At 43.7% G+C, this 25,888-nt stretch carries 23 protein-coding genes, 3 tRNA genes and 1 pseudogene; 2 read left to right on the top strand and 25 right to left on the bottom strand.

The features are described 5' to 3' along the window. Positions 1-456 precede the first annotated feature (456 nt). Positions 457-1,068, bottom strand: coding sequence for a hypothetical protein (locus tag KAH19_RS08045; protein ID WP_210684152.1), 612 nt, complete (start codon positions 1,066-1,068; stop codon positions 457-459). 109 nt (positions 1,069-1,177) lie between these two features. Beyond that, positions 1,178-1,303 (bottom strand): hypothetical protein, encoded by a 126-nt coding sequence (locus KAH19_RS10985; protein ID WP_256437799.1) that lies wholly within the window; start codon positions 1,301-1,303, stop codon positions 1,178-1,180. 236 nt (positions 1,304-1,539) lie between these two features. On the opposite strand from KAH19_RS10985, the pseudogene KAH19_RS08040 reads away from it, so the two are divergent. After that, positions 1,540-1,836, top strand: a pseudogene (locus KAH19_RS08040) (IS30 family transposase); the annotation flags it as partial. Between the two features lie 59 nt (positions 1,837-1,895). On the opposite strand, the gene KAH19_RS08035 reads toward KAH19_RS08040, so the two are convergent. The 9 genes from KAH19_RS08035 to KAH19_RS07995 are packed head-to-tail and all read right to left on the bottom strand — an operon-like array spanning position 1,896 to position 10,124. Continuing rightward, entirely contained in the window at positions 1,896-2,504 is a 609-nt protein-coding gene (locus KAH19_RS08035) for a L,D-transpeptidase (RefSeq protein ID WP_246869338.1), read from the bottom strand. Positions 2,505-2,518: 14 nt separating this feature from the next. Beyond that, on the bottom strand, positions 2,519-3,241 hold the full coding sequence (locus tag KAH19_RS08030; protein WP_210684151.1) for an N-acetylmuramoyl-L-alanine amidase: 723 nt from the start codon (positions 3,239-3,241) through the stop codon (positions 2,519-2,521). 18 nt (positions 3,242-3,259) lie between these two features. Continuing rightward, positions 3,260-4,564 carry an SH3 domain-containing protein gene (locus tag KAH19_RS08025; protein WP_210684150.1) on the bottom strand — a complete coding sequence of 435 codons (1,305 nt, stop codon included), beginning with the start codon at positions 4,562-4,564 and terminating at the stop codon, positions 3,260-3,262. 27 nt (positions 4,565-4,591) lie between these two features. Further along, complete coding sequence (locus KAH19_RS08020; protein WP_210684149.1) at positions 4,592-5,311, bottom strand: lectin-like protein; 720 nt, start codon at positions 5,309-5,311, stop codon at positions 4,592-4,594. Between the two features lie 11 nt (positions 5,312-5,322). After that, positions 5,323-6,960: a hypothetical protein gene (locus KAH19_RS08015; protein ID WP_210684148.1), complete on the bottom strand. Its 1,638-nt coding sequence runs from the start codon at positions 6,958-6,960 to the stop codon at positions 5,323-5,325. 19 nt (positions 6,961-6,979) lie between these two features. Continuing rightward, positions 6,980-7,606, bottom strand: a complete 627-nt coding sequence (locus KAH19_RS08010; protein ID WP_210684147.1) for a hypothetical protein — start codon at positions 7,604-7,606, stop codon at positions 6,980-6,982. A 21-nt stretch (positions 7,607-7,627) separates the two neighbouring features. Beyond that, positions 7,628-8,431: a hypothetical protein gene (locus KAH19_RS08005; protein WP_210684146.1), complete on the bottom strand. Its 804-nt coding sequence runs from the start codon at positions 8,429-8,431 to the stop codon at positions 7,628-7,630. A 23-nt stretch (positions 8,432-8,454) separates the two neighbouring features. Further along, on the bottom strand, positions 8,455-9,039 hold the full coding sequence (locus KAH19_RS08000; protein ID WP_210684145.1) for a zinc ribbon domain-containing protein: 585 nt from the start codon (positions 9,037-9,039) through the stop codon (positions 8,455-8,457). 17 nt (positions 9,040-9,056) lie between these two features. After that, positions 9,057-10,124: an SPFH domain-containing protein gene (locus tag KAH19_RS07995; RefSeq protein ID WP_210684144.1), complete on the bottom strand. Its 1,068-nt coding sequence runs from the start codon at positions 10,122-10,124 to the stop codon at positions 9,057-9,059. Positions 10,125-10,512: 388 nt separating this feature from the next. On the opposite strand from KAH19_RS07995, the gene KAH19_RS07990 reads away from it, so the two are divergent. Next, positions 10,513-11,970, top strand: coding sequence for a hypothetical protein (locus KAH19_RS07990; protein ID WP_210684143.1), 1,458 nt, complete (start codon positions 10,513-10,515; stop codon positions 11,968-11,970). A gap of 181 nt (positions 11,971-12,151) precedes the next feature. Here the strand turns inward: KAH19_RS07990 and rd are convergent, their stop codons facing one another. The 14 genes from rd to KAH19_RS07920 form a co-directional block, all read right to left on the bottom strand. Continuing rightward, positions 12,152-12,310: a rubredoxin gene (gene rd / locus KAH19_RS07985; protein WP_009146201.1), complete on the bottom strand. Its 159-nt coding sequence runs from the start codon at positions 12,308-12,310 to the stop codon at positions 12,152-12,154. Positions 12,311-12,446: 136 nt separating this feature from the next. After that, positions 12,447-14,294 (bottom strand): excinuclease ABC subunit UvrC, encoded by a 1,848-nt coding sequence (uvrC, locus tag KAH19_RS07980; RefSeq protein WP_210684142.1) that lies wholly within the window; start codon positions 14,292-14,294, stop codon positions 12,447-12,449. Further along, on the bottom strand, positions 14,291-17,140 hold the full coding sequence (uvrA, locus tag KAH19_RS07975; RefSeq protein WP_210684141.1) for an excinuclease ABC subunit UvrA: 2,850 nt from the start codon (positions 17,138-17,140) through the stop codon (positions 14,291-14,293). The genes uvrC and uvrA overlap by 4 nt, the downstream gene beginning before the upstream one ends. 146 nt (positions 17,141-17,286) lie before the next feature. After that, on the bottom strand, positions 17,287-18,009 hold the full coding sequence (locus KAH19_RS07970; protein ID WP_210684140.1) for an aspartate/glutamate racemase family protein: 723 nt from the start codon (positions 18,007-18,009) through the stop codon (positions 17,287-17,289). Positions 18,010-18,174: 165 nt separating this feature from the next. Next, the gene (gene sepF / locus KAH19_RS07965) at positions 18,175-18,549 is read right to left on the bottom strand and encodes a cell division protein SepF (RefSeq protein ID WP_040565369.1); all 375 of its coding nucleotides are present in this window, start codon (positions 18,547-18,549) and stop codon (positions 18,175-18,177) included. A 112-nt stretch (positions 18,550-18,661) separates the two neighbouring features. Next, positions 18,662-20,488 carry a translational GTPase TypA gene (gene typA, locus KAH19_RS07960; protein ID WP_210684139.1) on the bottom strand — a complete coding sequence of 609 codons (1,827 nt, stop codon included), beginning with the start codon at positions 20,486-20,488 and terminating at the stop codon, positions 18,662-18,664. Between the two features lie 267 nt (positions 20,489-20,755). After that, positions 20,756-20,829: transfer RNA gene (locus KAH19_RS07955), tRNA-Trp, on the bottom strand. Between the two features lies 1 nt (position 20,830). Continuing rightward, positions 20,831-20,905 (bottom strand) — tRNA-Gly (locus tag KAH19_RS07950). Between the two features lie 2 nt (positions 20,906-20,907). Next, a tRNA-Asp gene (locus KAH19_RS07945) sits at positions 20,908-20,984 on the bottom strand. A gap of 75 nt (positions 20,985-21,059) precedes the next feature. Further along, on the bottom strand, positions 21,060-22,277 hold the full coding sequence (locus tag KAH19_RS07940) for an AMP-binding protein (protein ID WP_246869337.1): 1,218 nt from the start codon (positions 22,275-22,277) through the stop codon (positions 21,060-21,062). A gap of 5 nt (positions 22,278-22,282) precedes the next feature. Then, complete coding sequence (locus tag KAH19_RS07935) at positions 22,283-23,419, bottom strand: thiolase family protein (protein WP_210684137.1); 1,137 nt, start codon at positions 23,417-23,419, stop codon at positions 22,283-22,285. An 81-nt stretch (positions 23,420-23,500) separates the two neighbouring features. Continuing rightward, positions 23,501-24,082, bottom strand: coding sequence for a biotin transporter BioY (locus KAH19_RS07930; RefSeq protein WP_210684136.1), 582 nt, complete (start codon positions 24,080-24,082; stop codon positions 23,501-23,503). A 17-nt stretch (positions 24,083-24,099) separates the two neighbouring features. After that, positions 24,100-24,639, bottom strand: coding sequence for a hypothetical protein (locus KAH19_RS07925; RefSeq protein ID WP_210684135.1), 540 nt, complete (start codon positions 24,637-24,639; stop codon positions 24,100-24,102). 144 nt (positions 24,640-24,783) lie between these two features. Beyond that, positions 24,784-25,881: an SLC13 family permease gene (locus KAH19_RS07920; RefSeq protein WP_246869463.1), complete on the bottom strand. Its 1,098-nt coding sequence runs from the start codon at positions 25,879-25,881 to the stop codon at positions 24,784-24,786. Between the last annotated feature and the right edge of the window lie 7 nt (positions 25,882-25,888).

Below are 25,888 nucleotides of genomic sequence, written 5' to 3'. Positions count from 1 at the left end.
AAGGGTGGACTTTTAAATTTAAAACTTGCGCACGTGATAAAACTATAATTTTGCTAATACCTTGTAAGTTTCCATATTTTCGCAATTAAACGTTTTGATAATTCCATTACATCCTCATTGCTAGCAAGCTCTTCTTGTTCAGCAATACAATACTCCCTATAATATATCCCTATAATATCTTTAATTTTCACCGATTATCTCGGTTTTTCGTAGTTTTCCATATTTTTCAAATCAGCTCTGTGTACTTTCCATCATGTCTAGCACTTGCTAAACAGCAATTTGGGCATACCTAAATAAACGTCGGTTAAAAATCCTTTTTTTAGGGAGATTCCCTTGCTAATATTAGGGAATTTTGATGCTTTTTTTAGGTACTTTTATTGTATCATATACAGCCATTTGTTCATCTAAAGCACCCCCCTATGATATCTCCATATAATATACGAATATTATCTATAATTAATCAATTCTCACAGAATAATATGCACCTATAGTTTGTTCACGTTTTACTCTTAAATAATAACGACCAGGGTTTAGCATCACATTTTCATCAATGATGTTATCATTACAGTACATTGTATGACCAATTTGTCGTTCATCTGCATCTAATAAAGTCATTGACATACGTCCCTCCTGCATTTTCTTTGCGTAAATGTGCAAATTATACGGATAAGCAACGTCAATGCTATAGTAATGCTGCACAGTGTCATTTGCCCAATCTTTAATAGAACGAAAATAATTAGCAGTTGGTACTCCAATACTCAAAGGTTGTGCTGAAAAAACAGATATATTATTTTCAGCTGTGACATTCAAGCTTTCTGCTTCCATTTTAAAACGAGTTTCTAAATTTCCCTGCGTATTCATGCTAAAAAACTCAACATCTATGTTGTATCTGCCTGGTTTTAAAAAGAAATCTTTATCTAGAGTTCTATTACTACTAATATCAAGACGACTACATACCTGATAGCCATCCTGATCATATACTCTATATATGGCTACTGCCTGATAACCATTGGTAATACCATGAAATTTTACAAAGCAAGGCCTACTAATATAAAAAGTAGCTGTCATAATCTTATCATTATTTTTGTAGCCAGACGCTCTACTTGCAGCTACCCCATAATATGTTCCATCTAAATTAATATGGTAGTTCTTGACACTTGCGTTTTTAATAATGTTATTAACATCTATTTTTTTGAGGAATCTTAATAATGTTATCCAAAAATCCTCTTGCTTCTGTTGTTAATGGCGCAAACAATGTCGTAATACCTACTAATGTCAAAGCTAATACAGTTTTTGTTTTCATGGTATATTACCTCCCTATAATATCTTTAATTTTCACCGATTATCTCGGTTTTTCGTAGTTTTCCATATTTTTCAAATCAGCTCTGTGTACTTTCCATCATGTCTAGCACTTGCTAAACAGCGATTTGGGCATACCTAAATAAACGTCGCTTAAAAATCCTTTTTTTAGGGAGATTCCCTTGCTAATATTAGGGAATTTTGATGCTTTTTTTAGGTACTTTTATTGTATCATATACAAAGACTATAACAACTGACAACGGTTCAGAGTTTGCTGAACTCAGCAAGTTGGAAGAGGCAAGCAAAACCCTTGTGTACTATGCTCATCCCTATGCTTCATGGGAAAAAGGCAGCAATGAGAGACATAACCGTTTGGTGCGCCGCTTCATAGCTAAAGGCAAGCGGATAAGCGATTATGGTCTGGATGCTATTGCCAGAATTGAAGACTGGTGCAACAACCTTCCCCGTAAGATATTAGGCTACAAAACCCCTGATGAGTTGTTTGAGGCTAAGCTGGATGAAATTTATGCTATTTGATTAGGAAAAATGTGCAACTTGTTCTTGCAATTTATGTAGAAAAAAGGAATATTGATTGTCTACTCTTCAATAACAACTTGCATGCCAACTTTAGCAAAAGCTTTGAGCTTCTGGACATCATCATTATTTAATCTTATACAGCCTTCTGAAACTTTTTTACCAATCGAATCAGGATCATGAGTTCCGTGGATGCCTATACCTCCCCACTTACCTTTACTCAGCTCATTAGTATCTAAACTAATAAACCAAGGTCCATAAGCTCCTGCAATTTCTCCTTTCCCATCCTTAAAATCATGCGTCCAACTAGAAGCATCAATGATTTCATCAATAGGAAAAATGCCTGACGGAGTTTTCATGTCTCCTTCTTTTTCCTTTTGTCCGCTATTTTTTCCTAAAGCACACGGATAAACTGCTACTACCTTTCCCATATCATCAATAGCATAGACCTCGAATTTGCTTTTAACGATCAAAATGAAACTATTATCCATTTTGTACTTCTTTAATAAATTTTCATTAGTTTCATTTTTATCTTTCACTATTTCTGCCTTATTATCAGTATTGCCTCGTTGCGTATCAGCATCTCTCCCATCCCCATGATCAGCCGAACACCCGCCAATAGAAATAATTGAAAACACCAGTATCAATATATAAAGGACATACTTTTTCACGACCAACACTACTCCTAGTAAAATTTCAAATTCAAATCATTCAATCCTTCTTTTAATTTACCCATAAAAGCAGGACCAGGATCAATTTTTTCCGCATAATAATCTGGTACCTTCTCTATAAATAATCCGCTACTTTCTGCTTCATGTTGTTGATAATGTCCCCACACATACTTAATTGTAGGATACTTTGCCTGTAAATAGCGGATAATAGAAATGTTAGCCTTCACCTGTGCTTCTGTCAAATCTTCTTTTCCATCAACGCCGCCAACATTTTCAATACCAATTGCACACCAATTATAACCTATTGCATGCCTATTTAACGCTGTCTCCGGCGTCAATTGATAAATTGTACCATCTCTATCAACCAAATAATGCGACGCAACATTTAAACGTCCACCGCCATCATCTGGCATAGTCTCACTAGAAAAATACTGATAAACAGATTCAGCATCATTAGATACAGTCCAATGCGTAATTACAACTTGCGGAACAATACTAGTTATATCCTTGCCATAATGCATTTGCGCATATTCTTTGATAAGCTGCTCTCGTTGTTCCGTCCATTTTATAGGTTTATGTACAACTTCTAACTTAGGAAGTTCCTGCTTTGCTTGTTCCTGCACTACTGCCTTGGTCGAATCTTCTTTTTCTTGTACAGAATTTTCTTCTGCACCCAAGCAGCCTAAACTGCTCAAACATAACGCGCCTAGCAAAAACAAAGTCAAATATTTACACATTTTTTCATCACCAACACCTTACAAAGCTCTTTTTAATTGGATAAAATCCTTATATACCCAACCTTCCGTACCACCTGACAAACGCACCTTATACCAAGTCTCGCCGTAAAGCTTTTTAACATTAACTTTATCAACATAGATTGTGCCACTGCCATTTTCTAAATTCAGCTGACACTGATAAATACCACCGTTTTCACCAGTTATTGTCAAAGGCTGTCCCTTTGCTAGTCTTATATTCTGACCATTGAAGCCCACAACCACATTATCAGTATTGATCATACCAGCTCGCTCATCATCACATGTCTGTACAGCAATAGCATCTAGTCCACTATTACGTTTCAATGTTTTTATCACAGAACTGTTAGTAGACGGCGCACTTCTCAGGAAAACATCGTCGCCATTAACATATGCCATTTGAGGTTTAAAATCACCTGTTTCAAAGTGCATATACTCGCTGTTTAATCTGTCATATTCATAATAACCTTCGCTACCAATTTTAAATCCGGCTTGATAATCTAATCCATTAACACCTGCTCTAAGACCATCTACCAAACCGTTTATTCTTTTTTGTTCTGCTTGAAGAATTCTGATAAGCATTCTTCCCTTACGCGTATTTGCTTCACTGCTATTACGCAGCTCTGATAAAGTATCTAATACTTCTTGCTCAACACGCATTGCACTATTCAAAAGTTCTGTTTCACCTTTCAGATTACCTTTTTTATTTACAGTATCGTTAATCAATGTAGCTATGCTGGCAATGCTGCCATTATGCCTATCTTTAGCTGCTTCAATTTTAGGTATAATTGACTTTTGTTGAGCAGGCATAACAAGCGGCGGCAGTGCTGCAATACTCTTTGGCTTATTGGGTTGTATAAACACAAAAAATACAGCAATTCCTAATACTAAAATACCCACAATAATGCCAAAAATTATCATCATATTTTTATTCGCTCGCCAAGTCATATCATTGTTGTCCGGCTTAACTTCAACAGGTGGTTTAGGCTTAGTAATTTTTTCAGGTGGTATTTTTATTCCTGTAACTCTATGAATAGCAGTACCTTCAGCATCCGTTTTTCTGGAAGCACTAGTTGGTTTAGCATCCGTTGAAGGAACATTAGTTGCATTAGCATCGATGATATTAGCCACAACAGCCTTATATGCACTTGTTAATTCTCCTAGCTCTTTTACAGCTAAAGCTCGTTCTTCCGGATTACGGGACAGCATTTTTCCCTGCACTTCTTTTTTCTTGGACATAAAGGCATTTTTTGCCTCATTTTTTGTACAGTTTGCATTTAATCCAAGCAAATCATAATACTCTTGCATATATACTCCACTCCTTTACACAGCAAATTAACCGGAAATCTCTTCCTCATAATCTGGCTCTTCATACGAGCTATTTCCCCACGATGGTTCATAATAACCGCCATCTGCTGGTTCTTCCTTTCTTACAACTTTTTCCTTATATTCTTGTGGTTTCACTTCTTTATCCCATTCAATTATAAATGCTGTAGTATTACTATTTTCTAACAAAGGCGAAAACGAACCAGCTTTCCAAGTAGCATTTTTATATTTGCGATATAACATTGCATACCTTTCATTACTTTCTTCCTTTGTCGGTTGCCCAGAATGCCAATTAGTAAATGTAGGCTTCTGCCCATTAGGCAATACCCAATTGCCATTAAGATTTTCATCAGTCAAGCCAAAATACGCACTGTCGTATCCTTGCGAAACCATGAAATTATACAACATTCTGCTCTTTTCTTTAGAATCAATTATTGCCAAATGTCCACCTACACGATCTGCATATAATTCAGCTTTTTTATAACCAGAACGCAAATCAACAATTTGGTACATGCGATTATTTGCCAATATCGTCGGTTTAGATTCACTGGGCTTAGTTTTATCTCTCTTTGCTATTTTTGGTTTAGATGATTGTCCTCCACTTGAAATGCCAACAGACCTTAATATTTTATTACCAAAATTTCCCCAATCAAATGCGTCAGCAGGCGTTGCACACAAACTGCTAGTTGTTAATGTCAAAACTAATAAAATACCACATATTTTTTTCATGATTTGCTCCTTCAATGCGTCCTTAATCTGAAAGTATCTATAGCAACAGGTACCACTTTATCATTTTCTAATTTGAAAACTACACCAAGCTCACCTTCACCATTGCCAACTCTACTCTCTTGAATACCATTTCTATTCTTTCTTGTATAATTAAATTTAAAATTGATTTTATAAATTCTATCTTTGAACGGATTATATAATCTATTATTATACTGTTCATTGCTTGTAACCTCAGTAATATCAATAAAGTATATACCGCTTCCATCAGCTCTGTTGAAGAAACGCTTATATTGATCATACATACTGCTCAGTTTTGACTCAGAAAAACCTAATTGCAGATTCTCAAGGCTGTCATTTTTGAGTGCCCCTTCTACAATTTTTCGCTGAATATCTTCAGATTGCTTCTCCATGTCCTGCAAAACATCTTTTTTCAAATGCGATTTCCAATAATATAATACTGGAGATTTCGTACTAGGCGTTAAAATTAGCTTTGTTTCATAAGGATCGCAGAATGGCGCTTCTACCTTAATATTATGCTCGCCATAAAAAAGACCTGATCCGTATTCATGTGTACCCCTTTTGGTAGTATTCGGTACTTTTAACAGCACACCATCAACATAAAGCTTAGCATTAGTTTCTACTTCAATATTAACTAAACTAATCATCTCATGATCAGGGATTTTATAATTTCCAAGTAGCTTATCCCAATAACTAGCAGGAGAAACCGTAGCGACCGTTCCCTCAACTTCACTATTATCATTTAATCTCAATTTATATTTATATGTACGTACGTTCTGTACATCAACTTTGATTTCTTGCCCTACTTGCACAACGTTGATGTCAGCTATTCCTTTAGACAGCTTCACAACTAATTTATCCTTATAGTCATTAGGATTTTTCTTCATGAACTCTATGCTCTTTATATAATTGTCTTTATTTATAAAATCATTTTCGGTTACAAACAAATATCCATAAGCTGCAGCATAATCTTGTTTGCCGAGAGCAGTTAAATACTTTTCTACTGCTTTTTCCGGTGTATTAACAAAATTTTTAAAGACACCAATGCCACACACTAGAATAAGCAATATCGCCAAAACGCTAAAAATATAGTTTTTATATTTGACAATTGTTGTCACTACGCCATCGCCACCACTATCGCCAACACCATCTTCATCATTGTTTCTTAAAGGTTGTCCACAATTTCCGCAAAAATTTAAACTACTATCATTTGCATACTTACATTTTGGACAAATCTTAAAATTATCTTCAGGATGAATTCCCTCTTCTACAGAAGAAGGATTTGTAGATATTTCATCATCACTACTCTCGCCGTCATTAACCACAGTATTTTCTATTTGCGAAACGTGCTCCACATTTACATTTCCAGAAGCATTCTTCTCTGGCGCATCATAAATTACGTTATTGCTTTCAGGCTCTTGAACTTCAACCTTTTTACTATTGATCGAAGCTATAATTTCTTTATATGCTTTTGTTAACTCCTGTAATTGCTGTAAGGCTTCCTTGCGCTCGCCAGGTTCTTTAGATAAGAGCTTATTTTGCAATTGAGCTTTTTGGCTTAAAAATGCTTTTTTTACTTCGTCTTTGCTACAAGTCTCATCTATTCCTAATAAATCAAAATACTGTTTCATGTTAATTCTCACTCCCAGCTTAATAATGTTTTAACATTGCTTCTCGTTCTTCTAACAACTTGTGTATCCTAATATATTTATCATTAACTTCTGCATAATCATAGCTTTCATCAGACAACAATTTTTCTAATTCAACCAGCTCATTACAGATATGATTTTCTAATTCAGTAATATCAGGACTGCCATACCCAAACTCTCCACATGCTAAAAACTGCGCTTCTAAAGCCACCGCTTTTTTATAAATCAACTTGCTATCATCGTTATTCTTATGTAACCTATAATATTTTTCTGCTCCATTAACTATCCGAGCTAATGTTGCCCTTTTAGCATTTTCTGTAAGAAGCGGTTCACCGCTTTTCTCTTTTGAATTTTGAACAGTATATCCACACCAAAATAAAGAAAATAGAAAACCTATCGTCCATACCCATACTAAAATTTTAGTAAATAAAATTCTATATAATTGTCCCAATACAATATCAGCAGAGCGTAAAGTTGCAATTATATTATCTGTCCCACTAAAAAGCCAATCCATCAAAGATATAACCTTATTGTAACGAGCAGGTAATATAACACTGTATAAGAATATACCTATTATAATCATTATTACAGGAGCAAAATATGCCAGATACTTATTTTTGCTTTGCAACTTTCTCACCCTTCCTGATTGTTATGCTAACTCTTCTTTTTTACTACGAATTAAAGCCTGAACTGCCGGAACCTGATTACCTAAAATCTCACTATTCCCAGAAAGTGAAGCAGCTATACGATTATTAGAAGCAACATTTAAACTTAGCCAGTTAATTTTAACCCTAGACCAATTTTGTTTGTTCACACTCCATACATGAAGCAGCTCGTCACCATATTTAACAGCATCAATGTCTCTGTATGCCACTTCAACTGTATACTCTTCCAATATTTTTCCATAAGCAATGTCATAATAACACTTATAAGCTACAGCCTGTTGCTCCGTAAAAACTATATATGTAAATGTTACTAAAGAACAAATTACTTTACCATCTCCACAATCAAGAAAGACATGCTCGGAAATTCTTTCCGGTTTACGCCAAAAACAAACTTTATTGACCAGCCAAAGCCATATAACTCTGATAGGCGAGACTTTTTCTATCTTTTCACCTACATGAATACAACTGGAATCACTTGCATAACCACTAGCAATAATTGGATCAATCAAGCTAAATTCTTCTTCTATAAGTCCCATGACATTAATAGCTCTGTCTTTCAAAAATTCAGCATCCTTTTGTACGCAAGCATTGTATTGATCATAAACTCCATATGTACCACTAAACATATACACTAATTTTATAATTCCCCATATTAATAATATAACAAAACCAATCATAAGAAATGTTGTAAAACAACCTATAATAAAAAGCCAAACTAACCACTTAGGATCTTCACGATAAAATGCTCGTGCCAAAAAATCTCTTACACTATCTTGTCTCATTTCCAAGATTACGTCACTCCTTGCTTTTTTTACTTAATAGCTAAATTTTCTTCCAGTTCTAGGATTTCTTCGTCAGTAACAGCATTCTCCATAGATAAATTTTGTAATTTTAACGCTTTATATTTTGTACGGAGATGTTTTTTATCAAAAAAATCCTTTTGAATTAAATACAAAAAGTAATATAGCCTCCCTTCATCTTGTATACTAATAGCAGCTTCAAGCATCGCAACCGCTTTTTTTATTTTCGGCAACGTCTGAAGATATGGTCGCTTGCCATTCATCAAGCTTAACGCTGCATAATAATAGGCATTCACATTTTCCGGATCAACCTCAATAGCTTTTTCAAAGGATTTCAGCGATATATCGTACATGCTGTTTTTATAATGACATATCCCTAAAGAAATCAATGTATCGCTATCATCAACAAGACCATTAGCTATATTTTTCTTGTACGCAGCTATATGCTTAGCTATGCCTCCTTTCGACAAATTATCGCTATCTTTTATTCTTTGTAAATACACTGCCGAAAAGCAATGACCACAAACCTTATCAGCAATTTTAATCGGTGCTCCGCAATTAGGACATTCATAAGTACAAACTTTTATATCACCCATAATAAAATTAACCTCTGCTATTTATTTACTTTACAACCACATTTAGAGCAAAATTGCGCATTTGGAACTAATTCATTGCCACAATTCATGCAATACATTTTTTCTTGAGTATTTTGTTTTGTTCCGCAATATGAACAAAACAATGCATCAATAGGTAACTCTCTACCACAATGCATACAATGTTTATTATTGCCTGTATCATTTGCTTTTATACGTATATTAGAGGCTATTTGTTCCATAGCTTGATTAGTAACAGAGCCAACCATCATTCCTGCCCCTAATCCCATACCAATTCCTGCGTAATCACCAATTTGTGAATCAGCCATTTTCTCTAATACATCAAATGACCTTCGTTTAGTATAAAAAGCATCTCCTAAAGCTAGTTCTTCTTTATATCTTTGTAATTTAGAAATTTCTTCTTTTAAGGGAGATATTGATTCTATATAAAAATCTAATAACCTAATCCCATAGGCAGAAAAGTCTTCTTCTATGATTTGGAATAACTCATTTGCTATTTCGGTATAATAGCCTGTAATATCAAGGAAAGAGATTTTCTTTTGGTTTACAAACCTAGCTACAATCTCTTTAATATGCATATTTACAATTCCAGAAAAGCATTTATTTACGGTGATATGATTAAACCCTGAATCCAAATTAAGACTGCCGATTAATTTATTTAAGAAGACTCTGCTGTCACTTATACTTATTACATACGATCCAAAGGCTCGTAGCGACAAAAAAATATTGTACTTGGGATCTTCAATGATGAAAGGCGTACTAGTTCCCCAAGTCATTTTTCTGTTTTCGGTCTTATTAATAAAATAAATCTCCGCTGCAAACGGTGTTTGCGAACCGAACGGAAACTTTATCAATTTCCCTAAAAATGGCAAGTTTCCACTGCTAAGCGTATAAGTACCTGGAAGGAAAACGTCTTGCGCCTGACCGTTTTTTACAAATATAGCTTCTTGTCCAGGGCCAACTATTAACTGAGAACCTAAGATAATATCTTCCTTTTTCCATTTATAAATTAACCACGGCTCATTGTTGTGAGTACCATCAAATTTTATTCTATTCAATATTGGCATTAATATCATCCTTTCTACTAAATTGATATAAGAAATGTATCGAAATACTAATAGTAGTCAAACTGCAAGCTAAAACCATCCGCAATGCCATTTACATGTATATCTCCAATACCCATTTTACCCCCCCCATTACACAATAGCGTTTCTACGACGTACTTGTCTATTAGTTCGCAAAGCATCGTCATATAGGGGGTATCTCTTATCAATCCTCTTTTATATCATTATAAAACTTCCATCATACTCTTAATTTTAACCAAACTGACATACTTCTGACACATGTGACAACTTTTGTGACAGGCTTTTTGCATATTCAAGACTTTATTATTGTCACAAATTCATCTATAATATATATATTGACGATGAACTATTTTTAGGAAGGGTTTTGCTTATGACATTATTTGCAGATACGCTCAAAAAGTATCTAGAAACCAAAAATACAACAATTTACACTATCTCAAAAATCAGCGGTGTAGATAGAACAATGATACAGCACATGAAGGTTGGTAAGCGTATGCCTGCGAATGTTGCAGACGTAACTGCTATTGCCAAAGCCATGATGCTCAATCCAAGTGAAACTGCAGATTTACTGCGCGCCTATCATATATCACATATGGGAGAAGAAAACTTTTTCCGTCGTGAGCACGTCAGCAAAATCATCTCCGGTTTTTACGATATGAATTCTGCCGACGAGCTTGTGATTCCCACAGGCGTACAGGATATGCTCGATATGCAGGAACAATTAAAAACTATCAACGGTCAGGCTAATATCAATCGTATTTTGAAGGCGGTTTTGGAAATTGAAGCCAATAAAAAATCAGGCCACATCAAATTAATGGTACAGCCTGAATATCAATATATTTTTGATTGTCTTACTTCCATTGATTTTAACCGCAATAACACGCTTGTGGAAGCTATCATCGTTTTTGACAAAAACGAAGGACATAAAAGCACTACTTATAACCTTAACATCCTGCAAAAGCTTGTGCCTATTTTATTCCAATGCGAGGTTTTCCATCCTTACTATGTTTATGACAATGTTGATACGTTGTTCAACAACACCAGTATGCTGCCGTTCAAAATCATCACCAGTGATTTTGTTTTAACAATATCCTACGAACAGGATAAGGCAGTTCTCTATCATTCACAGGATATGGTTGCACTCGTCGGTGAAACTTTCCAAAAAAGCCTCAGTGTTGCTAATCCGATATGCCAAGCCTTCCATCCTACGCCGGAGGAATATTTGCAATCTACCTTCCTCAGCGATGAGGAAATAAACGCTGAAGAAGTGCATGAGCTTTTCTACCAGCCTTGCTTCCCCAGCTTCTGTCCGGAAGATATACTTATGGACAGATTAAACAAGGATATTATACCGGCTGAAATGCAAGGTGTTATTGCTGCTTATTTTAATAAAATCCGTGCACAATACAGCACACATCATATTTCCTTTACGTTGGAGGGCCTAAACCTCTTTATGGAAACAGGACGCGTAACGGAAATCCCTGATTTCATGTACACCTACCTGACGCCGCCGCAACGCCTGGCGCTTTTAAAGAACATTATCAACAGCGTTGATGATGGCAGCTTCACGCCAAGGATTGTACGCAGTGATAAGCTTTCTGTGCCTTCGCCTATCTGTATTTGCGCGCCAAGCGAACAAAATATTATTATATATTACTTCAGCCCCAATAAAGGACAGTATATCTTCCATCTGCAGGAATTAAGCCTGGTACATGCATTCCATGATTTTCTGGTTTACCTGCCGGAAAGCAGTATGGTTTATTCCGAAGAGGAAAGTAAGGAGCTTCTGCATTCTGTCTACGAGAAATACAAAAATCTTTATAATTGATAAGTAACATCAACGAAGTTGGGACAAATCAACTTCACAAATTAAAGAATCGCTAGAGTTAAGTATTTTTTAATTTTTGCACTAAAAAACCAGTGGAAATTTACCTGACGGTAAACCTCCACTGGTTTTTCTGTTTAAGGCTGGGAGAACCCCAGCCTCGTTTGCTATATCCTATGCAATTTTACATTTCCGAGAATTGGTCCTTGCCTACACCGCAAAGAGGGCAAACCCATTCTTCCGGTACATCTTCCCAAGCAGTGCCTGCAGCAACGCCGTTATCGGGATCGCCAACCTCAGGATCATACACATAACCACAAACGTCACATACCCATTTTGCCATTAGCTTCGTCCTCCTCTTGCCATAGCCTGCGCTTTTAAGAAAAGCTAAGCGCGAGCTACATAATAATTATTATTTTTGACCTATAATTATTATAGCATAGTATGCGAGGATATTCTGCAAAATAGCTGTGAACCTTTTACTGCAGCGCCTGCTGCTTTTCCGGTAAATCCAGACGGAAGAAGTCGTACAGCGTCTGCGCCGCCGCATGGTTCATGCCTTCTACCGCAGCCAGCTCTTCGACGCTTGCTGCCCGCATAGCGTCCAACGTTTTGAACGCCTTCCACAGCTCCTGCCGACGCTTAGGACCGATTCCCTCCACATGGTCAAGCACGGAAACGAGATTGCGCTTACCGCGCAGCTTGCGGTGGTAGGTAATCGCAAAGCGGTGCGCCTCGTCACGGATGCGCTGAATGAGGTGCAGCGCAGCGCCTTCACGGTCCAGCATGATGCTTTCGCTCTGATGCGGCTTGAAGATTTCCTCCTCGCGCTTGGCCAGACCTACAACCGGCAAATCGTCAAGGCCAAGGCCGCGGATAACCTCCAGCGCCGAGCTCAGCTGGCCCTTGCCGCCGTCGATAACCACCAGGCTGGGCAAATCCTCATAATCCCGGTAACGACGGTAGACAACCTCCTGCATGGATTTGAAATCATCAGGCTTGCCTTCTGCCGAAACGATTTTATACCTGCGGTAATCCTTCTTGCTGCTGGTACCATTGCGGAATACAACCATAGAAGCAACAGTTTCGCTGCCCTGCGTATGGCTAATATCGAAGCAGTCCATGCGCTCCAAAGGATGCTCCAAGCCCAAGGCCTGCTGCAGTTCTTCAGCTGCCTGCAGGTCGTTTTTCAGCGACAGGCTGCCCTTGCGCAAGCGTTCATTCAACAGCTTGACGGCATTTTCATTTGCCAGCTTCAACAAATCCTTTTTCACGCCGCGTTGCGGCAACAGCAGCTCCACCCGTCGCTGTGCCTTGTCCGCCAGCCACGTTTCAATAAGCTGTTTTTCTTCCTCCTCGGGCAAATATGGCAGCACAACTTCCTTGGGAATAAACGTTGCCTCGTTATAATACTGCTTGACGAAGGCTGTCATAACCTCCTGCGGCGTATCGCCGCCGTCGGGTAAGAAGAAGTTATCTCTGCCGATAAGCTTGCCCTTACGCACGAAGAACAACTGCACGCACAGGCCCGTCATATCCTGCCCCAGGCCGAAGATATCCATATCACCGCCGTTATTGGTAACAGCCTTCTGCGCTTCATTCAAACGTGCTACAGCCTGCAGCTGGTCGCGCAGTCTGGCAGCCTCCTCAAAGGCGTAGTTATCCGCCGCCTCCTGCATCTGCTGCTTCAAATCGCGCTCCAGCTCCGTCGTGCGTCCGTCCAGCACCATGCAGACGGATTTAATCATCTTGTGATAATCCGCCTTGCTGATGTAACCGGCGCAGGGCGCAAGACAGCGCTTGATGTGGTAGTTCAGGCATGGTCGGTCCGGATTCATTTTGCGGCAAGTACGCAGCGGAAACATGCTTCGCAGCAGCTTTACCGTAGCATGCATGGCACCGGCGTCGGCATACGGTCCGTAATAGCGTGCGCCGTCACGCATGTGTCTGCGCGTAACATATAAACGTGGGAAATCCTCCTGCATGGTAACCTTAAGATAAGGATAGGTTTTGTCATCCTTCAGGCTGATGTTGTAACGCGGACGATATTTTTTGATCAGGTTGCACTCCAGAATCAGTGCTTCCACCTCACTGGAGGTAACAATCGTTTCAATCTCCGCGATTTTCGCTACCATCGCCTTCACCTTCGGCGTATGGCTGGCCAGATTGCGGAAGTAGCTGCGCACGCGGTTTTTCAGCACTACGGCCTTGCCGACATAGATAACCTTGCCGGAAGCATCGTGCATCAGGTAAACGCCGGGCTTTTCCGGCAGTACAGCCAAGGCATTTTTTATATTATCGCTAAAGCCTGCGGCTAATTCTGTCATACGTACCACCCGTTCTTCTTCGCCTTAGCCAGCTCATGCTTGATGTACTGTCCGGTGTAGGATTTTTTGACCTTCGCTACTTCTTCCGGTGTACCGCTGGCAACCAAGGTACCGCCCTTGTCGCCGCCCTCGGGGCCGAGGTCGATAATATAATCCGCTACCTTGATAACGTCCAGATTATGTTCGATTACGATAACGCTGTCACCGCCTTCGACAAGACGCTGCAGCACATCCAGCAGCTTGTGGACATCCGCGATATGCAGGCCTGTTGTAGGTTCGTCCAGGATATACACGGTGCGTCCCGTACTGCGGCGCGAAAGCTCCGTTGCCAGCTTCACGCGCTGCGCTTCGCCGCCGCTAAGCGTCGTCGCTGCCTGTCCCAGATGAATGTAGCCAAGGCCTACGTCCTCCAGCACTGCCAGCTTGCGGTAAATGCGCGGCTGATTCTTAAAGAACTCGCAGGCCTCGCTCACCGTCATATCAAGAACCTCCGCGATGGATTTGCCCTTATAATGCACCTCCAGCGTATCGCGGTTGTAGCGTGCACCGTGGCAGACTTCGCAGGGAACGTAAACGTCCGGCAGAAAGTTCATTTCTATCTTATTCATGCCGTCTCCCTTGCATGCCTCGCAGCGTCCTCCCTTGACGTTAAAGCTGAAGCGTCCGGCCTTATAGCCGCGCAGCTTGGCCTCGTTGGTCTGGCTGAACAGCTCACGGATAAAATCAAAGACGCCGGTATAGGTTGCGGGATTGGAGCGCGGTGTACGTCCGATTGGGGACTGGTCGATGTTGATTACTTTATCCGTATATTCTATGCCTTCAATGCTGTCATGCTCCGAAGCACGCAGACGCGCACCGTTGAGCTTGGCAGCCAGGGAATTATAGAGAATATCATTTATCAGAGTTGATTTACCGCTGCCGCTTACGCCTGTTACGACAGTAAAGACTCCGAGCGGAATGCTGACATCAATATTTTTGAGATTGTTGGCGCGGGCACCGTGAATCGTCAGCATTCTGCCATCACACTCGCGGCGATGCTTAGGAACCGGGATGAATTTGCGGCCGCTAAGATAGGTACCGGTAACGGATGCAGGCACCTGCTTAATTTCTTCCACCGTACCCTGGGCTACCACTTCACCGCCACGCTCGCCTGCTCCCGGACCAATGTCGATAATTTGGTCGGCAGCATACATCGTTTCCTCATCATGCTCGACGACAATCAGCGTATTGCCCAAATCACGCAAATGCTTGAGTGTTTCCAGCAGCTTGCCGTTATCGCGCTGGTGCAGACCGATGCTCGGTTCGTCCAGAATATACAGCACGCCTGTCAGGCCGCTGCCTATCTGCGTTGCCAGGCGGATGCGCTGCGCTTCGCCGCCGCTCAGCGTACCGGCGCTTCTGTCGAGCGTCAGGTAATCAAGGCCTACATCGTTAAGGAACTGCAAGCGTGCCATAATCTCCTTCAAAACCTGATGCGCAATTATTTGCTGCTTCGGCGTCAGCTCCAACTTTTTAAAGAACTGCAGGCAGTCGCGCACCGTCAGCGCCGTAACCTCGCAGATATTTTTGCCGCCTATAAGAATAGACAGAGCCTCCGGCTTCAAACGACTGCCGTGGCAGGCCGCGCAGGGAGTGCTCGTCATAAACTCCTCCAAATCCTGACGCATAGCATCACTGAAGGCTTCACGGTAACGACGGCGCAGCACGTTCAAAATGCCGTCAAAGGTTGTGTTGTGCTCCTTGACCTCACCCTGCAGATTTTCATACAGGAACTTAAACTTGCTTTCACCGGCACCGTCCCACAAAAGCTGCTGCATCTCGGGCGTCAGCTCATTCCATTTGGTGTCATAGTTATAGCCATTGGCAGCAAGAACTGCTCCCAGCTGCTTCATAAAATAGGAATTCAGATTGTTGCTGAAGCAGGCAATGCACCTGTCTGCAAAGCTCTTATCACCGTCAGGCACAATCAAAGCCTTGTCAAACTCCATATGCATGCCAAGACCGGTACAATCCGGGCAGGCACCGAAGGGATTATTAAAGGAAAACAGGCGCGGTTCAATCGCCGGCAGGCTGATGCCGCAGTCATTGCAGGCAAAATGCTCGCTGAAAAGCTGCGTTTCCGTTGTTTCACCCAGCGTTGCCACCTCGGCAAAGCCGTCTGCCAGCTTCAGCGCCGTTTCCACGGAATCCGTCAGGCGCTGCCTGATGCCTTCACGCACCGCCAGACGGTCAATAACCAACGACAGGCTGTGCTTTTTATTTTTCTCCAGACGGATATCCTCATCCAGCGTGCGCACCTCACCGTCGATAAACATACGCACATAGCCTGCACGCCGCATATCGTCGAGCACACGCATATGCTCGCCCTTGCGCCCCCGCACTAGCGGTGCCATCACCATAAAACGGCTTCCCTGCGGCAGCTCCAGCACTCTGTCGACAATCTGCTGCACGCTTTGCTGCTCAATAAGCTTGCCGCACTGCGGGCAATGCGGTTCTCCGGCGCGTGCGAAAAGCAAACGCAGATAATCGTAAATTTCCGTTACCGTACCTACGGTAGAACGCGGATTGCGGCTCGTGGTCTTCTGGTCGATGGAAATTGCTGGGCTCAGTCCCTCGATGTAGTCCACATCCGGCTTGTCCATCTGTCCCAAAAACTGGCGGGCGTAGGCCGAAAGTGATTCCACATAGCGGCGCTGGCCTTCGGCGTAAATTGTATCAAAGGCCAGGCTGCTTTTGCCGCTGCCGCTGAGACCTGTGATAACTACCATTTTATTGCGTGGTATTTCTACCGTTATATTTTTCAGGTTGTGCTGACGCGCACCCTTAACAATTAAAAATTCTTGCATATATTTTACCTCTGTTAACAAAAGGCAGAAGCTGCTCCAGCTGCTGCCGGCGATAGTATGTTTATATTATAGCACACTGCTAGGATAAACGCAGTAAAATAAAAACCACCTCAGCCTCAAGCCAAGGTGGTTGCTATACTCAAATATTATTTTACTTCTTCATACAGTGCACGCACGCAGGCATCTGCCAACGCACCGATGCTGGAAACGCTGCGCTCCTGCGGCAGTCCGGATGCATCATAGCCAAGCGGCAGCTCGGTACAGGCGGTCATTACAGGAATATCGCGCTCAGCCCACAGCTCCTCTACCAGCTCTTTCATAATAGCGCCGGCCTTTGCCAGCTGGTTAGCCTTAACGCAGTTGATAACCTCCTGAGATCTATCGCTCTGCTCTTCATTCGGAATGTACAGTGTCAGTCCGCGCTTTTCGGCATATTTCTGATACAGTCCGCAAGCACGTGTGCCTTTGGTAGACAGCATCCAGGCACCCTTTTCCGGAGAAAGCTCTTTAGCAGCCTTAACGGTTTCGTCAACGATATGCAGCAGCGGTACCGGCAATTCATCCGCAAACTGGTCGATAAAGAAGTGTGCGGTATTGCAGGGAACAGCAAGTACATCCGCACCCATATCGCACAGCTGCAGCAAATCAGCCTTCAGCTTCGGCAGCGGAGATTCACCCTTGCCGAAAATTGCTGTGCCGCGGTCCGGAATATCGCAGTCACCGATCATATATACAACAGGATGCTCCTGGTCGCAGTTCGCCGGGCATCTCATAGTGAACTGACGCAAGAACTCTGCAGCGGCTGCAGGGCCGAGGCCACCGACAACACCTAATTTTTTACCGTTTTTCATCATTTTCTTTTCGCTCATATATACCTCTTCTTTCCTATTCAGTTTCGCTTATAAGATTAGTAAATTTCTTATAATTTTAGCACACCGGGCTGTTATTTGCAAATATCATCAGCCTATCTGCGTACACAAAAAGCCGTTGCCGGCCACCCCGCAAGGTGACAAGCAACGGCTAACTTTTGTTATTTATTTGCTAAGCCAGGAACGTACATTAGAAGAAGTTCTTGCTTCCTCTTTATTAACCTGCACCTGTTCAGGCGCATAAAGCAGCAAATCATCGTTAATTTTTTTCACATCGGCATTAATGATGTAGCTTACACCGTTCAGATAATCAAAAATACGATATCTGAGTGCTTCATCAACTGCATCAAAGCATACCATAATGGCACTGCCGTTCATCAGCGAATCAGCATATTCGCGCACGTCCGCAAAGGATTTCGGTGTACGCACCATAATATTCAGATGTCCGGATTTCAGCAGACGCGGACGGGTATATTCCTCCTGCTGCTCTTCCATATCATCAGACCAAAAGAATTTCATTGCTGTATTTTTTAAACCCATGGCCATCAGCCTCCAAACCAAAACAGTTATTTAGACTATTATTCGCTGCCTATAGGCAAAAGTCCTGCTTAGTAATATTAATTGTAGCAGATTTTTAACAAGTTGTCAAAAATTATGCCTGAACATTCTTCATACGGCCACGCATCTTGCCGCGCTCCAGACGGTCCAAAACCTTCTTACGCATACGGATGCTCTTCGGAGTAACCTCAACCAGCTCATCATCGTTGATGTGCTCCAGAGCCTGCTCCAGAGAGAAGGTCTGAGGCGGAATCAGACGGATAGCGTCGTCACTGCCGGAAGCACGCATGTTGCTGACATGTTTCTTCTTGCAGGGGTTAACGTCCATGTCGTCTTCACGGCTGTTTTCGCCAACCAGCTGGCCTTCATAAATCTTTTCTGCAGGAACAACGAACATGGTGCCGCGCTCCTGAGCGTTGCCGATACCATAGGAAGTGGTTTCGCCGGTTTCAAAAGCAACCAGGCTGCCACGGGTACGGCCGGGGATTTCACCCTTATATTCTTCGTAACCGGCAAATACGTGGTTCATAATGCCGTTACCTTTAGTATCGGTGAGGAACTGGTTACGGAAGCCGATCAGGCCGCGAGCAGGAATCTTAAATTCCATACGCAGATAGCCTGCCATTTCGGTCATGTTCTGCAGCTCAGCCTTACGCAGGCCCAGACCTTCCATAACAGCGCCCATGAAGTCCTGCGGTACATCGATAGTCAATGCTTCCATAGGCTCCATCAGCTTACCGTTTGCATCGCGGTGCATAATAACCTTAGGTTTACCAACCTGCAGCTCAAAGCCTTCACGACGCATAGTTTCAATCAAAATAGACAGATGCAGCTCACCACGGCCGGCAACCTCATAAGCATCGGGGCTTTCGGTTTCGGTAACACGCATGGAAACGTTGGTCTTAACCTCTTTGAACAGACGGTCACGCAGATGACGGCTGGTAACAAATTCACCTTCACGGCCGGCAAACGGACTGTTGTTAACGTAGAAAATCATAGACAGGGTAGGTTCGTCAATCTTGATGCCCTTCAGAGCTTCCGGATTTTCGCTGTCAGCGATAGTGTCGCCGATGTTAGCGTCCTGCAGACCGATCAGAGCAACGATATCACCTGCTTCAACCTCAGGCACTTCTACACGCTTCAGGCCCTGGTAGGTGTACAGACGGCCGATTTTGCCGTTACGGTTGCCTGCTTCGTCCATCAGAATGATGTTTTCGCCGTTGTGAATGGTACCGCGAACTACACGACCTACAACGATACGGCCTACATAATCATCATAGTCCAGGGTGTTAACCAGCATCTGCAGCGGTGCATTAACGTCAACGTCCGGAGCAGGAATGTTTTCCAGAATTACTTTGAACAAAGGCTCCAGAGAATTGCTTTCCTCGTCCATGGACAGTTTGGCAATACCGTTACGGGCGGAAGCCAGAACAACCGGGAACTCCAGCTGATCTTCATCTGCATCCAGCTCAATGAACAGGTCCAGAACTTCGTCAATAACTTCATCAACACGTTGGTCGGGGCGGTCAATCTTGTTGATTACAACAATCGGTTTCAGGTGCTGTTCCAATGCTTTACGCAGTACGTATTTGGTCTGCGGCATCGGACCTTCATAAGCATCAACCAGCAGCAGTACGCCGTCAACCATGGTCAATACACGTTCAACCTCACCGCCGAAGTCAGCATGGCCCGGGGTGTCCAGAATGTTGATTTTTACGCCGTTGTGCATAACAGCGGTGTTTTTAGACAGAATGGTGATACCACGTTCACGCTCCAGAGCATTGGAGTCCATAACGCGTTCTTCAACGCGCTCGTTAGCACGGAAAACGCCGCTTTGCTTCAGCATAGCATCAACCAGGGTAGTCTTGCCATGGTCAACATGGGCAATAATTGCTATATTACGAATATCGTTTCTAATCATTATTCCTTTTCTCTCCTTCATAAAAGACAAGAAAAAGGATGCTTGTCAAGTGCATCCTTTCACAGTATTACTAAACTATTTTATTATATGCTTTTTCCGTCATACTGTCAATAAAATTGTCTTGAAAGTTACAGAAAAGCTTGTAAGATGCAAGGTAAGGGGATTAGCGACAAAGCCTTGCATAAACTATTTGCTAATAAAGTAGTATCTTGCTAAACGCAGGCATGAAAAAAGCCTGAGAGCTGAACTCTCAGGCTACGCTTACTATGGCAGGGGCACTAGGACTCGAACCCAGATCGACGGTTTTGGAGACCGTTGCTCTACCATTGAACTATGCCCCTATGGAGCGGAAAACGAGATTCGAACTCGCGACCCCCTCCTTGGCAAGGAGGTGCTCTACCACTGAGCTATTTCCGCATTGGCGACCCGGATGGGACTCGAACCCACGACCTCCGCCGTGACAGGGCGGCATTCTAACCAACTGAACCACCGGGCCAATGTCAGTGTGTCTGACAGTTATATATATTACCATACGTTTTGCGTTTTGGCAAGAGGTTTTTTTGAAAAAATTTTAGAGAAAGTTTTTCAGCGCCAATTTATCCACCTTACCGCTTTCATTATGCGGCAGCTGTTCCATAAAAACAAACTGCTTTGGCAGCTCATAATCCGCCAAGCTTTGGCGCAGCAGCTTTACCAGCTCCTGCTTGCCGTACTCGCGCGCCGCCCCCACAAAAGCAATAAGCACATCGGCATCGTCCACATGACGGCAGATTACTGCAGCCTCCTCAACGCCCTCAAGCTCGGTCAAAGCAGCGCACACCTTGACAGCAGAAACCTTGCGTCCGTTAACGCTCACAATATCATCCGTGCGCCCCAAAAAGTGCAGACGTCCTTCCGCATCCAGATGTCCTCTGTCCTTCAGCGAAAACGGCAACGAAATTTCCTCCACATGATATGGCGTATCAATGAAAATTTCTTCATTACAAACGCTCACCTGCACGCCCTTGAACGGACGGCCGATAATTGTGCGATCATCCGTCATTTCCTCGGCCTTGATGTAGGTAATGTAATTCAGTTCACTGGCACCGTAGTACAGCGTGATATCCGCATTGGGGAATACCTGCAGCAGTTTGTCCGCCTCCTGCCTGCCCATGCTCTGCGAGCCGCTGATGATACTGCGCACACGCACATCAGGCTCACGCAAAAATTTGGGCAACAACAGCAGCTTAGACGGAATCAGGTAAATTGCGTTCACCGCATAGCGCTGCATCAGCTGCAGCCAATGGCGCGGACGGAAGCGCTCCGTCACTACCAGTGTGCCGCCTGCCGCCAGCACACCCATATAAATATTGAGATTGCCGGTAAAAGCCAGGCTTCCCTGACAGAAAATTACTGTCTCGTTATCAACGCCGAAAACACGATTCTGCTCCGGGAAAAAGTCCGCCCAGCTATGATAGCTGCGCCACAACAGCTTGCTTTTGCCGGTGCTGCCGCTGGTCATAACGCCCATGCAGGCCGCTTCGGGAATAGCCTCGCAGCTGAACTGCTGATTTTTGCTCACCTCGGTAGCGATAACAGGCACTGTTTTAGTACCGCTGTAGGCCAAAAAGGCAATCAGCTGGCGGGCAATGCTGTTTTCATGGATAAAAACCGCCGGAGCGCTAAAATCCGCCTGATTGCGCAGCTCACGTGCTGCCTGCGCCAATCCGGCATAAGTATATTCTTCTTCATCCTCTACAAGAGCGAGCTTGTCCTGTTTTTGCTGTGCTATTAAGGTTAAGTAATCCATTTGCTTCACTCCACTCTTTCCAGCAGCAGCGCCGTTCCTACGCCGCCTGCGGCAGCTACGCTTGCGGCGCCGTAGCGACCGCCCTTCTGCTTCAGTGCCTCCAGCAGATGCAATGTAATTATGCCGCCGCTGGCACCGTAGGGATGACCGTAGGCCAGCGCCCCGCCGAACACATTGTATTTATCAGTGCTGTGCGGAAAGCTGCGGGCAAACAGCACATCAATTACAGCGAAGGCTTCGTTCAGCTCAAAGTCTGCGATATCCTGCTCCTGCAGGCCATGCTTTGCCAACAGCTTTTGCAGTGCGGTAACTGCAGTACGCGGACTTACCAAGGGATCGCCGCCGCAAGCTGTGCTGCCCAGCACTCTGGCCTGCGCCTTTAAGCCGTGCTCCTGCAGATATTTTTGCGAGCACAGCACTACAAAGGCCGCACCATCGTTAATGAGGCAGGAATTGGCCGCAGTAATAAATTCGCCGCCCTCCAGCACCTTGGGCATTCTGTCGAGCAGGCGCTGGCTCATACGCGGTCTGATGCCTTCATCCTTAACTGCACCGCAGACCGGAGCGATAATATTCTGCAGCAATCCCTGCTCACGCGTCTGAGTTGCGAGCGCATGGCTGCGCAATACCCAACTGTCCATTTCTTCTTTAGTAATGCCTTCGCGCTTGGCGGCAAGCTCCGCTCCCTCCAGCATTACCGTTTCGCGGTGAATGCCGGGCATGAATTTAGCTACGCTGTACCATTCGTCTCCCATATAATCGGGATGATTGGGATTATAGCCACGTCTTGGCTGCGTAGAGCTGCTTTCAAAGCCACCGGCAATAATTACATCAGCCTCGCCGCTGTTTATCTTTGCTGCGGCAACAGCAATGCTTTCCAAACCGCTGCCGCATTGCACATCTACCGTAAAGGCCGGCACCGAAATATCTACTCCTGCCGTCAAAGCCATCAGGCGCGCAATATTGCCGCCGGCACCCACACCGTTGCCGGCAATGATATAATCAGGCTCGCGCAGCTGATATTTTTCCATCACCTGCTTAAGCACCTCCGCACCCAGCACCTCCGCCGGGATATGACGATACATACCGTTGACTACGCCTACGTAGCTGCGCAGGCCACCTAAAATATATGCATTTTCCATCTTAACACCTCTATATCCGAAAAAAGCTGCCTGCCACCTGCCTTCCGGCAAATAGCTGACAGCTCTTAAATTATACCTTATTTATCTGTTATCAGTAAAGATACGGTTAATCGGTCCTGCGATAACTGCGGCAGCCAAGCATTTAACAATATCCAGTGGAATAAAGGGCAGCGCGCCTGTCAGAATCGCCTTGTCCCAGGGCATACCGGTAATCAGCTTCAGCTGTACAACGCCGAACACATAAATCAGCGGAATGCCGATAACACAGCCAAGCAGAGCGTAACGCTTGAAGTTGTATTTTTCTCCTTTGAAATATGCCAGGAAAACAGCGGTAACCAAGAAGCCGATAATATAACCGCCGGTAGGTCCGAACAGCTTGCCCGGTCCCGCACTGCCGCCGGTAAATACCGGCACACCTGCCAAGCCTACCAGAAGATAAACCAGCATGGTCATAAAGGCCTGCTTAGCGTTCAGCACATAGCCTGTAAGATTTACAATCAAAGTTTGCAATGCAAGCGGAGAAAGAGAAAACGGCAGCGGAATAATAATATATGCGGATACGCAGTTCATTGCTACCATCAGCGCCATCTTGGTCATTTCCGCAGTCTTGTTGACGCTTGCTCCTCTATGATTCTTATTGATTTCTGTACCAGAAATTGTCATTTCATACACCAGCCTTACTATAATTCTTTAATCACAAAAACATTTATTGCTCCCACATAAGCAGCAAGCTGTCCTTCTGTCCTGTAGATGCACAGCTCGTCGCCCGCGTAAACAGGAGCAAGAAAGCTGATGCGCCAGTCCAGCTCTGTCAGCGCCAGCTCCTTCTGTAGCCAGGCAGCCATGCACAGCCCCGGCACGATGGGATGCTCTCCCTTATGGATGACGTTTTCGTCACCGGTATAGGCAACGTAATCTGCTATTTCCTGTGTTGTAAAGATGTGCTTTGTCAGCAAATCGCCTTTAATTGCCTCCGGCTCCAACGGCTTCGTGCCTAATTTATGCTTAGGCAGTACCAAAAATACCCGCAGCTCCTTAGCCAAACTGCCGTCTACCGCAGTTCCCGCTACACGGATGATTGATTTGCGTTCCTTCGCCAACAGCACCTGATTCGCCATAACCTCTGCCGGCTGATGAATATGTGCTTCTGCTCCTGCCAGCACCCAGCCGCCGAAGAATTTGGCATCGCTGTCCGCCAGCTTATGTGCAAGCTCTAACATTTTTGCATTTTCCTTTCATTTGAGCAGCTTATTGTTGTCTGCTTCACGTGCTTTATTATAATGCAAGTGATGTAAATAGTCAACTTATTACACATCTTCGGTTTACCATTACGCCAAAAGAAATGCCGCAAAGCATTTCCCCGCTTACAGAAGGAAGTAAACCGCTCCTCCTATCAGCAGCAGGCCCAGAAAATTGTAGTACAAAAAAGTTCGTACATACTTCCCTGCCTGCGAAGGATGCTCTGCAGCATATAATTTGTAGGAAATAACGCTCGCCATCGAAGCAATCATCGTCCCCAAGCCACCGATGTTAACGCCTAAAAGCAGCGCGTCCGCTTCCTTAGTCAAGCCTGCCAACAGCATAGCCGCCGGCACATTGCTGAGGAACTGGCTGGCCAGCAGTCCGGTTAAATATGTTCCTGCCGCACTGCCCATCAGCGACTGCTGCAAATAGCTTACCGCAGGACTGTGGCTGATGTTGCCTATGAATACGAAGAAGCCGGCAAAGGTCACAAGCAGGCTGTAATCAACCGCCAGCAGCCGTCGCCTGTCGCACAAGGCCACTACGCCTGCTGTCAGCAGCAGGGCCCACAGCTTGTCGAACCAATGCAACACAGCACCAATGTTCAACAGCAGCAGTCCCAAAAAGAGCAGCAATATTCCCTTGGGAGGCTGCTGCAGCTTAGGCAGCTCCAGCTTCAGCACGCTGTCCTTGCCATGGAATAATAACAATAGCAGATATGCCAACGAAATTATTCCCGGCACAGCCATCACGGCAAAAAAGCTGCCGGCGGTATAAGCATAATGCGCGTATAAAAACAAATTCTGCGGATTACCGGGCGGCGTCAGCATACTGCCAAGGTTAGCAGCCAGCGTCTGCAGGATAATAATCCGCTCCATATCCATTTTCAGTGTTTTGCCGATAACCAGCGCCAACGGCACAAAGGTCAGCAAAGCCACGTCATTCGTCACGAACATCGAGCTGATATAGGTAACTGCCAACAGCACCAGCTCCAGCTGACGCTTACTGCGGCATTTGTTCAGCAGCTCCACCGCCAGCCAGTCCAGAAAGCGTATCTCCTTCAGCTCCGCTACCACCAGCATCAGCGAAAGCAGTATCGCCAGCACGTCAAAATCTATATAGGCAAGCTGAGGCCTGCTGTAAAGGCTGCTGACAGCAGCCAAAATAACCGCTATACACAAAACAGGCTCACGCCGCCAATAATTCTTTAATTTCTGCATCAAGAAA

The sequence above is a fragment of the Phascolarctobacterium sp. Marseille-Q4147 genome (genome assembly GCF_017968825.1).
Classification (GTDB): Bacteria; Bacillota; Negativicutes; order Acidaminococcales; family Acidaminococcaceae; genus Phascolarctobacterium_A.
The sequence above is the reverse complement of the archived record's forward strand: the minus strand, read 5'-3'. Positions and strand labels throughout refer to the sequence as shown.